Annotated in this window: 17 protein-coding genes, 1 pseudogene and 1 other annotated feature; of the genes and pseudogenes, 13 read left to right on the top strand and 5 right to left on the bottom strand. The window is 34.6% G+C overall.

All coding sequences use genetic code 11. The annotated features are described in order from the left end of the window. Positions 1–354: 354 nt before the first annotated feature. Positions 355–1,620: a tyrosine--tRNA ligase gene (tyrS, locus tag NPA36_RS10040; RefSeq protein ID WP_256945985.1), complete on the bottom strand. Its 1,266-nt coding sequence runs from the start codon at positions 1,618–1,620 to the stop codon at positions 355–357. Positions 1,621–1,692: 72 nt separating this feature from the next. Beyond that, positions 1,693–1,898 (bottom strand) — a binding site (T-box leader). A gap of 369 nt (positions 1,899–2,267) precedes the next feature. Here tyrS and NPA36_RS10035 point away from each other — a divergent pair. The 10 genes from NPA36_RS10035 to NPA36_RS09990 all read left to right on the top strand — a co-directional run bounded on the left by NPA36_RS10035 (position 2,268) and on the right by NPA36_RS09990 (position 5,380). Then, positions 2,268–2,441 (top strand): hypothetical protein, encoded by a 174-nt coding sequence (locus NPA36_RS10035; protein ID WP_256945984.1) that lies wholly within the window; start codon positions 2,268–2,270, stop codon positions 2,439–2,441. A gap of 112 nt (positions 2,442–2,553) precedes the next feature. Further along, a complete protein-coding gene (locus NPA36_RS10030) occupies positions 2,554–2,751 on the top strand; it encodes a hypothetical protein (protein ID WP_256945983.1) in 198 nt (65 codons plus the stop codon). Positions 2,752–3,089: 338 nt separating this feature from the next. Further along, a complete protein-coding gene (locus NPA36_RS10025; protein WP_256945982.1) occupies positions 3,090–3,353 on the top strand; it encodes a hypothetical protein in 264 nt (87 codons plus the stop codon). 103 nt (positions 3,354–3,456) lie between these two features. Beyond that, positions 3,457–3,630, top strand: a complete 174-nt coding sequence (locus NPA36_RS10020) for a hypothetical protein (RefSeq protein ID WP_256945981.1) — start codon at positions 3,457–3,459, stop codon at positions 3,628–3,630. A gap of 71 nt (positions 3,631–3,701) precedes the next feature. After that, on the top strand, positions 3,702–3,884 hold the full coding sequence (locus NPA36_RS10015; protein ID WP_256945980.1) for a hypothetical protein: 183 nt from the start codon (positions 3,702–3,704) through the stop codon (positions 3,882–3,884). A 261-nt stretch (positions 3,885–4,145) separates the two neighbouring features. Continuing rightward, a complete protein-coding gene (locus tag NPA36_RS10010) occupies positions 4,146–4,319 on the top strand; it encodes a hypothetical protein (protein ID WP_256945979.1) in 174 nt (57 codons plus the stop codon). A 68-nt stretch (positions 4,320–4,387) separates the two neighbouring features. Continuing rightward, positions 4,388–4,561, top strand: coding sequence for a hypothetical protein (locus NPA36_RS10005; protein WP_256945978.1), 174 nt, complete (start codon positions 4,388–4,390; stop codon positions 4,559–4,561). 31 nt (positions 4,562–4,592) lie between these two features. Continuing rightward, positions 4,593–4,766: a hypothetical protein gene (locus NPA36_RS10000; protein ID WP_256945977.1), complete on the top strand. Its 174-nt coding sequence runs from the start codon at positions 4,593–4,595 to the stop codon at positions 4,764–4,766. A 69-nt stretch (positions 4,767–4,835) separates the two neighbouring features. Next, positions 4,836–5,009, top strand: a complete 174-nt coding sequence (locus NPA36_RS09995; RefSeq protein WP_256945976.1) for a hypothetical protein — start codon at positions 4,836–4,838, stop codon at positions 5,007–5,009. A gap of 116 nt (positions 5,010–5,125) precedes the next feature. Continuing rightward, entirely contained in the window at positions 5,126–5,380 is a 255-nt protein-coding gene (locus tag NPA36_RS09990; RefSeq protein WP_256945975.1) for a hypothetical protein, read from the top strand. Positions 5,381–5,625: 245 nt separating this feature from the next. Here the strand turns inward: NPA36_RS09990 and NPA36_RS09985 are convergent, their stop codons facing one another. Continuing rightward, positions 5,626–5,763, bottom strand: a complete 138-nt coding sequence (locus NPA36_RS09985; protein ID WP_256945974.1) for a hypothetical protein — start codon at positions 5,761–5,763, stop codon at positions 5,626–5,628. 224 nt (positions 5,764–5,987) lie between these two features. Here NPA36_RS09985 and NPA36_RS09980 point away from each other — a divergent pair, with 224 nt between their 5' ends. Then, on the top strand, positions 5,988–7,292 hold the full coding sequence (locus NPA36_RS09980; protein ID WP_256945973.1) for a C40 family peptidase: 1,305 nt from the start codon (positions 5,988–5,990) through the stop codon (positions 7,290–7,292). 160 nt (positions 7,293–7,452) lie between these two features. Here the strand turns inward: NPA36_RS09980 and NPA36_RS09975 are convergent, their stop codons facing one another. From NPA36_RS09975 to NPA36_RS09965, 3 genes are read right to left on the bottom strand one after another with little or no spacing between them, the layout of a single operon-like run. Continuing rightward, complete coding sequence (locus NPA36_RS09975; protein ID WP_256945972.1) at positions 7,453–8,880, bottom strand: sulfatase family protein; 1,428 nt, start codon at positions 8,878–8,880, stop codon at positions 7,453–7,455. A gap of 24 nt (positions 8,881–8,904) precedes the next feature. Beyond that, a complete protein-coding gene (locus NPA36_RS09970) occupies positions 8,905–10,296 on the bottom strand; it encodes an MFS transporter (protein ID WP_256945970.1) in 1,392 nt (463 codons plus the stop codon). A gap of 55 nt (positions 10,297–10,351) precedes the next feature. Continuing rightward, positions 10,352–11,497 carry a glycoside hydrolase family 88 protein gene (locus NPA36_RS09965; protein WP_256945969.1) on the bottom strand — a complete coding sequence of 382 codons (1,146 nt, stop codon included), beginning with the start codon at positions 11,495–11,497 and terminating at the stop codon, positions 10,352–10,354. A gap of 270 nt (positions 11,498–11,767) precedes the next feature. Between NPA36_RS09965 and NPA36_RS09960 the strand changes: the two genes are divergently transcribed. Both NPA36_RS09960 and NPA36_RS09955 read left to right on the top strand, forming a co-directional pair. Next, positions 11,768–12,598, top strand: a complete 831-nt coding sequence (locus tag NPA36_RS09960) for an AraC family transcriptional regulator (RefSeq protein WP_256945968.1) — start codon at positions 11,768–11,770, stop codon at positions 12,596–12,598. A gap of 12 nt (positions 12,599–12,610) precedes the next feature. Beyond that, positions 12,611–13,728, top strand: a pseudogene (locus tag NPA36_RS09955) (SPASM domain-containing protein). The last annotated feature ends 151 nt before the right edge of the window (positions 13,729–13,879 follow it).

Genomic DNA, 13,879 nt, shown 5'->3' with positions numbered 1-13,879 from the left:
CATATCAATCGCTCCAATCCACTGGTTGTATTCATTGTACGATACTAGAGTAGAATCGACAAATGAACCCTATAAAATGAACACTGTTTTTTTGGTCGTGTCCATTTTATAGGGTCCATTTTAGCTGAAGCACAGTAGCTGTTTCGACTTTAGTCGATTACAGATACGTAGACAGCTAAGTCGTGAGACCTTGGCTCACGGCGGTGCCACCGTTCCCAATTCTGATTCTGTTCTCGGAAACTCTTTTGTGATTTAGAAATGAATATTATTCTTTTTGAACTATTAGCTCAAAACAAATTTGAAAAAGTTATTCTTACCTAGGTTACAAGTTAGTTGTAATTTCTCGAAGCTTTCCTAAACCAATCTAACAAGGAAGTAATTCTTCTTGCCACGTCTCACAATAACAAAGCGTTCATCAAAGGACTGATCACTGGTCCATTCCCAGTCTAGGTCGGTAATTTTTTGACCGTTAATAGAAATAGCGCCATTTTGAATATCTTCGCGTGATTGACGTCTGGAAGGCTCGATACCTAGGTCAACTAGCCAAGTTGCTAGGTTTTGTGGCTCCTTGCTTGAGTCAAAGCTTGGCATATTTTTGAAGCCTTGTTCGATTTCTGAGGCATTTAATTGGCTGATTTCGCCGGTGAATAGGGCTTGGCTGATCTTGATGGCATCGTCTAGGGCGGCTTGTCCGTGTACGAAACGGGTTACTTCTTGCGCCAAACGTTGTTGTGCCAAGCGTTTGTGTGGTTGGCTGGCAACTTGCTCTTCTAGTTCTGCGATCTCTTCTTTACCCAAGAAAGTGAAGTAGTTCAAGTATTTGATAACATCGCGGTCGTCTTGGTTTAGCCAGAATTGGTAGAACTCGTAAGGAGTGGTTTTTTCTGGGTCTAGCCAGACAGCACCACCTGCTGATTTGCCAAATTTGGTGCCATCAGCTTTGAGCATTAATGGAATGGTTAAGCCATAAGCTTGTGAATTAGCGCCTTCTTTTTTACGAATCAAGTCCAATCCAGCAGTGATATTTCCCCATTGGTCAGCACCACCGATTTGCAATTGCACATCTTCGTGTTGGAATAGATGCAAGTAGTCGATAGATTGCAGGATTTGGTATGAAAACTCTGTAAAAGAAATCCCGGTTTCTAGGCGATTTGCCACGCTGTCCTTGGCCAACATGCTGTTGAGGTTGAAATGTTTTCCGAAGTCACGTAAAAAGTCTAGCAAGGAAATACTTTTAGTCCAATCGTAGTTGTTAACCAAACGCAATTCAGCTGCGTCCTTGTCGCTTGTGAAAAACAATTTGCGCATTTGAGCTGTAAGCTTATCAACGTTTTGTTGCACCTGCTCCATGGACTGCAGAACCCGTTCGGAAGAACGCCCACTAGGGTCACCAATAGAACCGGTTGCACCACCAATCAGAATAACCGGCTTATGCCCAGCCAATTGAAAACGACGCAAAATCATAAAAGGAATTAAGTGACCAATATGCATGCTGTCACCAGTCGGGTCAACCCCACAGTAAAGCGAAATAGCCTTCTCCTCAGTCAGTTTGCGCAAGCCCTCCTCGTCCGTTGTCTGATTAATTGCTCCACGTTCTTTTAAATCATCAATAATATTGATTGTCATTGCCTTGTCTCCTTTACTCATTAGTTTTGTAAAAATAAAAAAAGTCCCATACGACAAATTATTGCCGTATGGGACGAAATCTCCGTGTTACCACCCAAATTGTTGCCCTAAAAAAGTCGGACAACCTCTCAAACCTGATATCGCTGGTAGGCGCTGCTTACGGCAGAAACTCCAAAGTGTAATTCACAAGTAATTGGGGTTGATTTGCACCGACCATCAACTCGCTAATGCTCCCTATCTCATTTGCTACTAATCTTTTTCCTAGTTTGTGTGTATATTGGCTAGAGTATAGCTAAAAGATGTTTTTTTGTCAAGAGGGAAGTGATTTGTTGATGGTAAATAGACCGATTTTTCATTTTTAAAATAGGCGCAATTAATCGTAAAATATATTTATAAATAAGAAATATAAAAATAAAAATAGATTATATAACGAAAAATAAAGATAGGTAACATGCGTAAAATGTTGGTTTATAACTACCTATTTATGGTAAAATAAGGGTAGCAAAAAGCAGGTTTTTGCTAGGTTTGTTGCTGATTTCTAACATTAAGAAAGGGGGGCATGGGGATAGAATTAAGAGTGGAAAATAGTAGGAGAACATCACTGTTTTGAAAAAGTAATCAATAAATGGAGGTTAGGGAGAATGGAAGAAGAAAGAGAAACAACCTGTTTTGAAGATATTGGAGCTCATTTCTTGAGAACACCAGCCGACTCACCAAGATATAATTTAAGAGATTTATTTGCCTATGCTAGAAGCAAAGGTTTAGAACCTATTGACTTGACAGACGAAGAACGTGAACAATTTAGAACAAACTAAAGCTTTAAAGCACCTAATAACTGTTTGGTTACTGAGTGCTATTTTTGTACCCAAAAAGTGATTTATACAAGGAAATAGAGCAATGAAATAATAATTTCGGAGGCAAGTGAAAGTGGATGAAAAACTAGAACTAGAATTAGAGGATTCACATATAATTGATATTATAGGACTTCCCCCAATACCAGGAGCTCATTTTTTACCAAAATATTATTGGCACTCTATGTGTAATTATGCAAGAGCTTTAGGTATGGAGCCTGTAGATTTAACGGAAGAAGAGGTTGAAATGTTCAGAATATATGAAAACGAATAACAATGATTTGAGGCATTTTTAATGATGTAAAATATTGAAAAATGGAATCAAAATTAGTAGCTAATAAACTAATTAATACTAGGAGGTAAGAGGTAGTGGATGAAGAAAGAGAAATAAAGTGCTTTGAAGATATTGGAGCATATTTTGTCAGAACACCAAAAGATGCGCCACGATATAATTTCAAGGATTTATAAGCTTATGCTAGATCCAAAGGGCTAGAACCTATAGACCTAACCGATGAAGAACGTGAGCAATTTAGAACAAACTAAATCATTAATCAGCTACCAAAGAGATAGAAACGCAGTTCTATATAATTCATAGATACGGAGGTAGAAGTAATGGAGGTAGAAAGAGAAATAAAGTGCTTCGAAGACATTGGAATGCATGACCTATCTGGACCATTACCAGACTTTAATATTCCAGCATTAAGCAGATATGCCATAGCCAAAGGGATACACCCTGCTGACATGACTGATGAAGAACGCAATCAGTTTAGAACAGATAGGAAAGATAAGTACAGAGAGGTAGAAAGTATTGGGAGTAGTACCAAAATCAATGGAATTTCATCTAAGGAAAATAAATATATAGCTCAAAGAGAATGATAAGGACTTTGCTGAATTAACAAATGAAGAATTAGAGGGATTTGGGATTTGCTAATAATACACAGTTTCTGTCTTAACAATAGAATTGCGGAGGTAAAAGGTAATGAAAGAAACGATAGAAATAACAGAGTCAGGCGACATAGGGCTGCACTATATGCCTTGGCGCGAAGGTGACCCAGAATACTACTTTAAAGGCTTGTGTGAGTATGCCAAAGCTAAGGGCGTAAAACCAATAGACCTAACCGATGAAGAGCGCGAACAATTTAGAACGAATTAAATCATTAATCAGCTGTTAAATAGGGAACAGCACATGCTCTATACAATGAATAGCTACGGAGGTAAGAAGCAATGAAAGAGAAAAGAGAGATAGAAGATTTTGATGATTTTGACGACATTGGGCTGCACGATCTTTCAATCCCTAGAGAGGAATCGAACTACTTTTACAGAGGGATTGTCGAGTACGCAAGAGCTAAAGGGGTAGAGATGGTAGATTTAACAGAGGAAGAGCTCGAACAATTTCGAGTATATTAAGAAACGATAGCTATAGAGGTAGAAAGTGATGGGAGTAGAAAGGGAAACAAACCATTTTGATGCTATATTGGTCAATATGACGTTTCAGCTCCCACTAAGGGATGTTTGGTTATGTTTATTTCGATGATTGAATACTATTCCATACTCACAATCGAACGGTGTGTCGGCTTACCTAATGGAGAAATACTAAAACCAATGGAATTTAACCTAGGTAAAATAAATACCTCAAAGAGGGCAATAAAATTGTGGAGGTAAATGGTAATGAAAGAAGAAAGAGAAATAACCTGTTTTGACGATATTGGACTTCATATCTTGTCACTGTCAGAAGATGATCCAACTTATAATTTTAGAGATTTATACGCCTACGCTAGGGGGAAAGGGCTAGAACCTAAAGATCTAACCGAGGAAGAGCGTGAGCAATTCAGAACGAATTAAATCACTAACCAACTACCAAAGAAGTACAGGTTTTATAAAATGAATAACTACGGACGGAGGTAGACCTAGTGAAAGAAGAAAGGAAAATAAAAGATTTTGACGATATTGGGCTTCACATCTTGTCAATGCCGGACGATGAACCTAACTATTACTATAAAGGCGTAAGCGAATATGCCAGAGCCAAAGGAGTAGAGATGGTAGACCTAACAGACGAAGAACTCGAACAGTTTAGAGTAAATTAAGTCATAATAATTATAAGAGAGGTATAGTGCAGTGGGAGAAGAAAGAGAAATAAAGTGCTTTGAAGATATTGGAGCACATGATGTCAGCACGCCAGAAAATGCACCACGATATAATTTTAGAGATTTATACGCCTATGCTAGAAGCAAGGGTTTAGAACCTATTGACTTGACAGATGAAGAGCGCGAACAATTTAGAACGAACTAAATCATTAATCAGCTATCAAAGAGATAGAAACACAGCTCTATACAATGAATAGCTAGGGAGGTAGATGTAATGGAAGAAGAAAGAGAAATAAAGGATTTTGACGATATTGGACTTCACATCCTATCAATGCCAAAAGATGCACCTGGATATTATTACAGGGGCATAAGCGAATACGCGAGAGCCAAAGGGGTAGAGATGGCAGATCTATCTGATGAAGAGCGCGAGATGTTCAGAACACGGTAAAAAAAACAAACTAAGCACTTATTAACCACACATGGATATAAGTGCTTAGTTTGTACCCAAAAAGGGGTTTATACAAAAAAAGAACCAATAAAATGATATTAAGGAGTTAACAAAAGATGGAAGAAGAAAGAGAAATAAAGGATTTTGACGACATTGGAATGCATGACCTATCTGGACCATTACCTGATTTTAATATTCCAGCACTAAGCAGATATGCTATAGCCAAAGGAATACACCCTGCGGACATGACAGATGAAGAACGCAATCAGTTTAGAACAGATAGAAAAGATAGAAAAGATAGAAAAGATAGAAAAGATAGAAAAGATAGAAAAGATAGAAAAGATAGAAAAGATAAAAAAGATAAAAAATAATTAAAGATAATTAAGGGTTGGCAAAAAGTCCAGGCTGCTATTCAAACAAAAGAGTTTTGCGAAAATCTTATCAGAAATAACGGTGTAAAGCATAGCTGGCGTACAGTGGATGTTTCGGCTTCAGCCGATTACAGCCACGTAGACAGCTAAGCCAGTGAGACCTAGGCTCACGGCGGTGCCACCGTTCTCATTTCTGATAAGATTTTCGCAAAACTCTTTTGTGATTTAAAAATACATATTAGTCATTATGGACTTTTTGCCCAGCCGTATTTTTGTACCCAAAATTCAATCCCTAAAATAATAAAAAAGTTCTCAAGTAAAGCCCAATCCAATAACCAAAAAAGTACATCATTAACCACTCCACATCCCCGTCCTGAAAGCATTTTCCCTCCTAGAAATTGTTACAATAAGTAAAATTTTAGTCAAAAAGCTATAATAAATTACAGTTCTGTTACAGGTGAAAGTCATTTAGAAGAAATGCAACATCAGCCTAAAGTCCTATGGTATGATAATGCCAGTCAGAAATTTAAGACTTTATAAATATTGTCTATAGAAACTTATAAATAACAGTAAATGAAACCTAACGAAGAAAGTTGGAGGGAACAATTTGAAAAAGCGACTTTTAACAGTAGTAGTAACCGGAACAGTCCTAGCTTTAGGAGCTTTATCATCAGGTACTATTAATGCAGACGAATATACAGAACAAATTCATTCGGCTAACTCACAAATTGAAAGCATCAACTCAGAAAAAGCTGCTGTAAGCTCACAAGTAAGTAAGGTGACGAACGAATTATCAGCTATTCAAGACCGCGTATCTAACGTTTTAGCACAACAAAAATTAACTATCCAAGAATCAAACACTCTTAAAGAAGAGATTGCTAAATTGGAAGAATTAATTGCACAACGTCAATCAAAATTAGACGATCAAATGCGTGCCGTGCAAGTAAAGGGCTCTCGTTCATACGTAGACTTCATTTTAAACTCTGAATCATTATCAGATATTTTAAACCGTTTGGACGTAGTTGTGACAATGGTTGGCGCTAACCGCGACCTTATCAAAGAACAAGCAGAAGATAAAGCAGCTGTAGAAGCTAAAGAAGCAGAACAACAAGTAAAATTAGCTGAACAACAAAAAGCAGCTTACGAATTAGAAGTTCTTAAAGAAGAATTAGATGATACCTTAAGCAAATATTCTTCAACATTAGCAACACTTTCAAGTGAAGAATTAGCAGCTATTACAAAACGTGATGGTCTAGTACAAGAGCAAGCAGCAGTTCAAGCACGTATCGCTCAAGAAGTTGCTAGAGCTGAAGCAGAACGCCAAGCAGCAGTTGCAGCAGCACAAGCAGCTCCAGTTGCACAAGCTAGCTCAGAAGTTGCATCAGAAGTAGCAAGCGAAAGCAGTCAAGTAGCAAACGTAGCATCAAGCGAATCTAGCCAAGCAAGCTCATCTTCAGTAGTTGCAACACCTACAGTAAATACACCAGTTGTAACAACTCCAGTAGTTAACATACCAGTTGTAACTGCTCCAGTAACACCAACTGTAACAGCACCAGCAAGCTCATCAACAGGCTCAGCAGTAAGCATTGCACAACAGTATCTAGGAGTACCTTATGTATGGGGTGGATCTTCAACATCAGGATTTGACTGTTCAGGATTAACTCAATACGTATTCGCTCAAATGGGTATCTCATTACCACGTACAACTTATGGACAAGAAACCGTTGGAACAAGAATCTCTCTATCACAAGCACAAGTTGGAGACTTACTATTCTGGGGTTCAGCAGGTTCAACTTACCACGTAGCTATCTACATGGGTAACAACACCTTCATCCACGCTCCATCAGAAGGTGGCGTAGTAGAAATCCGCGACTTCAACTGGTTCATGCCAGACTTCGCAGTACGCCTATAATAGAAAACAACCAACAAATCCTCTAAACTATCTCGCATAGTTTAGAGGATTTTTTTAGTGAAAAGCACTATTAGCGAGAGTGCTCAAACATCAAAGAAGTGAAATTGAATCCTTCACTAAAGTAAACTTTGATGAAGGATTATTAAAAAATTAACGTTATTTACTGGTTCTCTTGTTTATATGCTTGCATTGCGGCAAGTCCTTTATGATTTTGATAACCAACTTCATGAGATCTCCATCTTGGGTCAACTTTCCACTCTAAAGATTCAAAAGGATCATTTGTTTCTAATAGGTATCTTTGGAATTTTTGTTTCATTAATGCGAGAGCATCACTATACTCAGGATATTTAGCTACATTTTTCTTTTCAAGAGGATCAATGTTTAAATCATATAGTTCTTCCTCGGAGTCTTCAAGATAAATAATATATTTATATCTACTATCGCGAATCATTCTACCTGGGGAAATAGTGTATCCCCATTCTGTATGCCATTGACTGACCACATAATCTCTTTCTAATTCTAATTCTCCTGTTATAGCTGGTAATAGATTCTTTCCATGTAGTGTTTTAGGGTATGTTATTCCAGCATAACTACAAAGAGTAGGCACTATATCAAGTAAACTAACAGGAGAATCTCCAATTGGATTAACACTTGATTTTACTTTAGGACCTTTAAAAATGAAAGGGACTCGTGTTACTTCTTCATAGAAATCGACTTGTTTAGTAATTCTTCCACGTGCAGCCATACTATCACCATGATCAGACATAAATACAATTAAAGTATTGTTTTTATCCTCTCTTCTATCTAATTCATCAAGTAAGACTCCAATCTCTTCATCTACTCGTTCTAAATAATGATAATAGGCTGATAAGTAATATTGAAATTTCTTTTTATCCCAACCAACTGCTTCAGCTTGTCTATTATGAGAACAGCAGATGTATTGAACTGCCTTAGAACGGTTTTCAATATCATCAAAATCAAAGTTTTCTGGTAAATCTGGTAACTCTACTCCTGGATTAATTCCTTCAGTATCATATTTGAACTCTCCTACAAAACCACAAATATTATGAGGATTGACATAGTCAGCAACCATAATAAATGGTTGCTGATTTGAATCATAATTAATTAAAAAATCCTTAGCTTTGATTGTGGTATATCTGTCTGAAAATGTGTCATGATTTAGAGGCCAAGCCTTTGATGTTTCCTTAACTTTAATCTGTCCCTCAGGTGCACATTCAAACCCATTTAGAGCACCGGCATCATGTTTTTTTCCAAAATGAACGGTTTTATAACCGTCATCTTTAAACAAAGTACCTAAAGTTGGTACTAGTTCTGATAGATTATTAACTGGCCATTTATCTCCATTGGCTAATACATCAGTTTCGTGAGGATAAAGTCCGCTCCAAAAAGAGGCTCTTGAAGGTTGACACATTGGATAAGTTGTATAAGTTTTTGAAAAACCAACTCCACCATCAGCGATTCTATCGATATTAGGTGTATTAGAATATTCATTTCCATAATAAGAAATAGCATTCCATGCTAATTGATCCACACATATAATAAAAATATTCGGTTTTTTATTATCCATTATTTACCTTCCTCCTAATCAATTTTAATCTTCAAAAGATTCATGAGAAGCATTCATTTTTTCTCGAATACCTGAATTAATATTCCAAATCCATTTAATACATACAAATGCTCCTAATGCACAAACTACTGGTGTTAGGAATGTCCACATACGAATACCTTCTAGTGTTTCTATAGATTGACTAGCTAGATCTTTATTAAAGCCAACAATTCCAATTAAAGCTGCTGAAAAAGATACAGAAAGCGCTTGTCCAGTTTTTCGTATGAAACTAAATGTTCCGTAAATTGAACCTTCCGTTCTTTTTCCTGTTAAATATTGGTTGTAATCAATTGTTTCGGCAACCATTCCCCATTGTAGATATGTCATAACAGATAAACATGCAGTACCTAAATTATTTGCAATAATATAAATCCATACATTTTGTGGCAATGAAAAGGCTATCAAATAAACACAAGCACCGGCAATCAGAGCTGTTAACATAACTTTTTCATTCCCGAATTTTTTTACAGCTATGGGTATGATGGATAATGTTATTAATGCTACAGGTAATAAAAACATGTTAGACACGCTAAGCATTTCCAAAGCACCTAGGTTTTCTCTAAAATAATATACATTCATTGTACCAAGAATTGTTTGTTGAATGACAAAAAAGAAAGTAGCAAAGGATATACCTAAAAAAGCACGGTTATTTTTGAAAACATTAAAAATATCTGTAAGTTTAACGGATTCTGCATTACTTGTTTGTGATGTTAATATTACACGCTCTCTTGTTAATTTGTACGAAGTAAAACAACCAATTAAACCAATTCCAGCACAGATAGAGACACCTAATAAGTAGCCAAACTGTAAATTATCAGCATTTTTAGCTAAAATGAATGGCATTAAAGTAGAAGGAATCAAAGTCCCGATTTTAGCTCCAAATCCTCTAGCAGTAGAAAGATTAGCTCTTTCAGAGGGGTTTTTGGCCATTGCGCTAATAAGTGAACCATAAGGGATATTCCACATTGTATATGTTCCTTCATATAGAACATATGTTAGTATTGCCCATACTAATTTCATTGTTGGAGAAAGAGTATTAGGAATAGTAAACATTAATATAGCCGAAGCAGCGATTAAAGGAGCACTTCTTAACATCCAAGGTCTAAACTTACCATTTGGATTTTTACTTTTAGCAAAAGCTTTATCTAACAATCCCCCCATTAAGGGGTCATTAATAGAGTCCCAGATTTTTAAAAATAAAAACATAGTTGAAACGGTTAAAGGATTTAGTCCTGCAACTTCAGTATAGTAGGGGACTAAAAAAGAGCCCATTATATTTAAAGTTGCAACTTGGCCGAAATCTCCCATTGAATAGCCTAATAAATCTTTAAAACCTAATTTATCTTTTTTGATTTCTTTATTAATTGTATTTTCCACAAATATTTCTCCCTTAGTATTATTTTTAATGCAAAATCTACACTACGTAATTATGTCACCACATATTAACATCCTCTCCGTTTAATTTTAGTAATGCTTCAATCAGAAAATAATCTGAATAAACTAAGGCTACATTACGCCCTTCAGGATGATGGTATGCGACTGTTCCCCCTGTTAATATGCCATCAGTTTCATTATCAAAATCACACCATTCAGTTAATAAGCAAGAAAGTGTGTTTTCTACCGTTCCTCTATAAACTTTTTTCTGATTGTCATTAACATAATTTTCTAATTCAAGTAACCCACAACAAGCAATGACTGCTGCACTAGTATCTACATCATCTTCAACTTCTGGAGCATCAAAATCAATTCTAGGAATGTAATCAGTTTCCAATACTTTTTCAATGTAATAATCAGCAGCAGCGATTGCTTTATCTAACAACAGCTTATTATTAGTGTATCTATAACTTAAGGCAAACCCGTATATTGCCCAAGCCTGACCGCGACTCCAACATGAATCGGGTGAAAAACCTTGTCCATCAACACATCCTAAAAATTCTCCAGTTTTAGGATTAAATGAAGCAATATGTCCACTAGATCCATCTGGTCTTATGATAACTTGGGCTAATCGTTTGGCATGAGTTGTTGCAATATGTTCAAATCTAGGATCTTTTAATTCTTCACTAGCCCAATAAAGAATCGGGATATTCATCATGCTATCTATAATTGCTAATCCAGTGAAATCTTCATTCCATGCTCTTAAAAAATTTCCCTTTAAATTAAAACGTCCAGCTAACAGATTAGCTGCTTTTATACTTCTTAAGAGAGATTCTTCATTTTGATTGTATCTATAATGAGCGACTGATGTATGTAAGTACATAAATCCGACATCATGATGTAAACCAACAAAATTATCCAAAGCAGTGTCTAACTTTTTCTCTATTTCAATTGCTTTTTCTCTATATGCAACTTTATTGGTCAATCTATATAATTTCCATAGTAAGCCAGAAAAAAATCCATTAGTCCACCAACTAATATCTTCTTCAGCAAGGTCAATATACTTTCCCTTTACTGGATAATAAGGTATACCACCTTTTATTCTTTCTAATTCACAATCAACTTTACTGCAGATTAGATTTAAATATAAATCCTTTTTTATATATAATTCTTGATAATTTAATGTTTCTTCAATTTTATTCATGATACCCCTCTCTCTATCTTAATACCGCTTACATTTTATTTTCCGAAAAAATATAACAATTTTTTTTATAATTTAAGCATTTGAAGTAAATAAACTTTATATTTGATTGTGAATAAAGTTAATGATATTATAAAAAAACGATATTTGTTCATGTTCCAAACTGTAATTGTTAATTTGGTTCCTAACAATGCCTATTATAAGAATGTTTTTATTTAAGAACTACACTTTTCTAAACTAAATTAATGCAAAAACAAACTAAAGGAGGTTTATATGGCTTATAAAGTAGAGATATTTAGTGAGATGATTCAATGTAATTTTTCAACTCATCCACCTCCAAATTCATTACATATACATGATTTATTGGAAATTCTTTTTTTTCTGGATGGCGATGTTAATTTCTTTATTGATGGTAATAGCTGGTTACTAGAAAGAGGTACGATGTTATTCATAGAAAAAAATCTGATTCATGGACCTAGAATTTTATCTAATAAAGAATATGTTCGCTCTACCATTCATTTTTCAAAAGATTTAGCAATGGAGCTTTCGACTAATGAAATTGATTTATTGGCACCCTTCAACAATGGAATTAGAAAGATACAAATCCCAGAAATTTTTATTCCCAATATGGAAGTACTCCTTTATTCATTAACAAATGAGTACTTAAAACCTTCTGAGGTTGGGCATGAATTATTATTAAAAACCTATCTAACACAGGTATTAATTTACGCACAAAATATCACTGATACTACCGAAGATAGAAATGAACAGTTTCTTTCTAAATTAATTAATGACACGTTAGAATTTATTCAAGATAATTTAGCTAATACTAATTTATCCTTAGAATTTATAGCTGAATCATTATCATATAATTCCATTTACTTGAATCGTCAATTTAAAAATGAAGTTGGAAATACAATTCATCAGTATATCATTATATGTCGAATTTCTTATGCTAAAAAACTATTAGAATCAGGATTAGATGTTCAAACTAGTTGTGATAAGTGTGGTTTTAATAACTATTCTAATTTTATTCGTGTGTTCAAAAAAATATCAGGCACAACACCAAAAAAATACAGTTTAACTTTCAAAAATAATGATTAAAGGAAGAAAAAAATGAAGCAAATATCTGTTTTAATAAAACCTGCATCGTCTCTTTGTAATCTTCGTTGTAGCTATTGCTTTTATGCTAATATCAGCTCCTTAAGAGAGGTTGTATCTTATGGGAAAATGTCTGAGGAAGTAATGAAAGTAATGATAGATAATATTTTTGTTGATCTTGAAGACTCTGATCAATTAACAATAGCTTTTCAAGGAGGAGAGCCTACTTTAGCTGGTCTAAAGTATTTTAAATCTTTTGTAGAATATATGAATCAACAAGAAAAAAAGTTGTCATTGATTATAGAATTCAAACTAATGGTGTAGTAATCAATGATAGATGGTGTCAATTTCTTAAAGAAAATAATTTTTTGGTTGGTCTGTCTATTGATGGACATCCGATTTATCATGATATGCATCGTTTAGATGTGAAAGGTAGAGGAACTTTCAATCGTGTTTTGATAACAAAAAATCTATTTGATAAATATCAAATAGACTATAATATCTTATGTGTATTAACAACACCACTTGCTAAAGAAGCTAAAGTAGTTTACGAATTTTTAAAACAAGAAAAAATTAATTACGTTCAATTTATCCCCTGTTTAGATGATTTTGGCTCTGAAACTGAAAATGATTATGCTTTAAAACCAGAATCTTTCTTTAAATTTTACAAAGAATTATTTGAATTATGGTTAAAAGATCTCCGTTCAGGAAAACAAATTAGCATTAAGTTGTTTGATGATATTTTAAATTTACTTGTTGCTAAGAGAATAACCGCATGTGGAATATTAGGTGATTGCGCTATTCAATATATAATAGAAGCTGATGGAAGTGTCTATCCTTGTGATTTCTATGTACTAGATGAATTAAAAATGGGCTATATTCAAAATAAAACATTAAAAGAATTATTTGAACAAGATATTTCTAAAAAATTTGTTTGTCAAAAACCAGCGTTAGCAGAATATTGTAAAACTTGCCCATTTCTTAATATTTGTAGAGGTGGATGTAAGCGAATGAAGGATTCTATGTATCTTAATAAAGAATCTGATTTTTGTGGGTACCAGAAATTTTTAGAAATATTTATCCCTAAAATTGATGAAATACTATATTTAGCTAAAGTAAATGGTGAATTATGATTAATATACTATATTTCTTTGTTATTATCTAAAACTTGAAACATAAAAAATGATTATAAACCGCATGATATCAAGCAAAGAAGCAATAAATTTAGTTTCAAGCAATCATTTTTAATTGGTTTTGTGTTGCCTTAGGCAATTTTTGGATAAA

The sequence above is a fragment of the Granulicatella seriolae genome (genome assembly GCF_024543085.1).
In the GTDB taxonomy this organism is placed as follows: domain Bacteria; phylum Bacillota; class Bacilli; order Lactobacillales; family Aerococcaceae; genus Granulicatella; species Granulicatella seriolae.
This window is presented reverse-complemented; position numbering and strand designations above follow the sequence as displayed.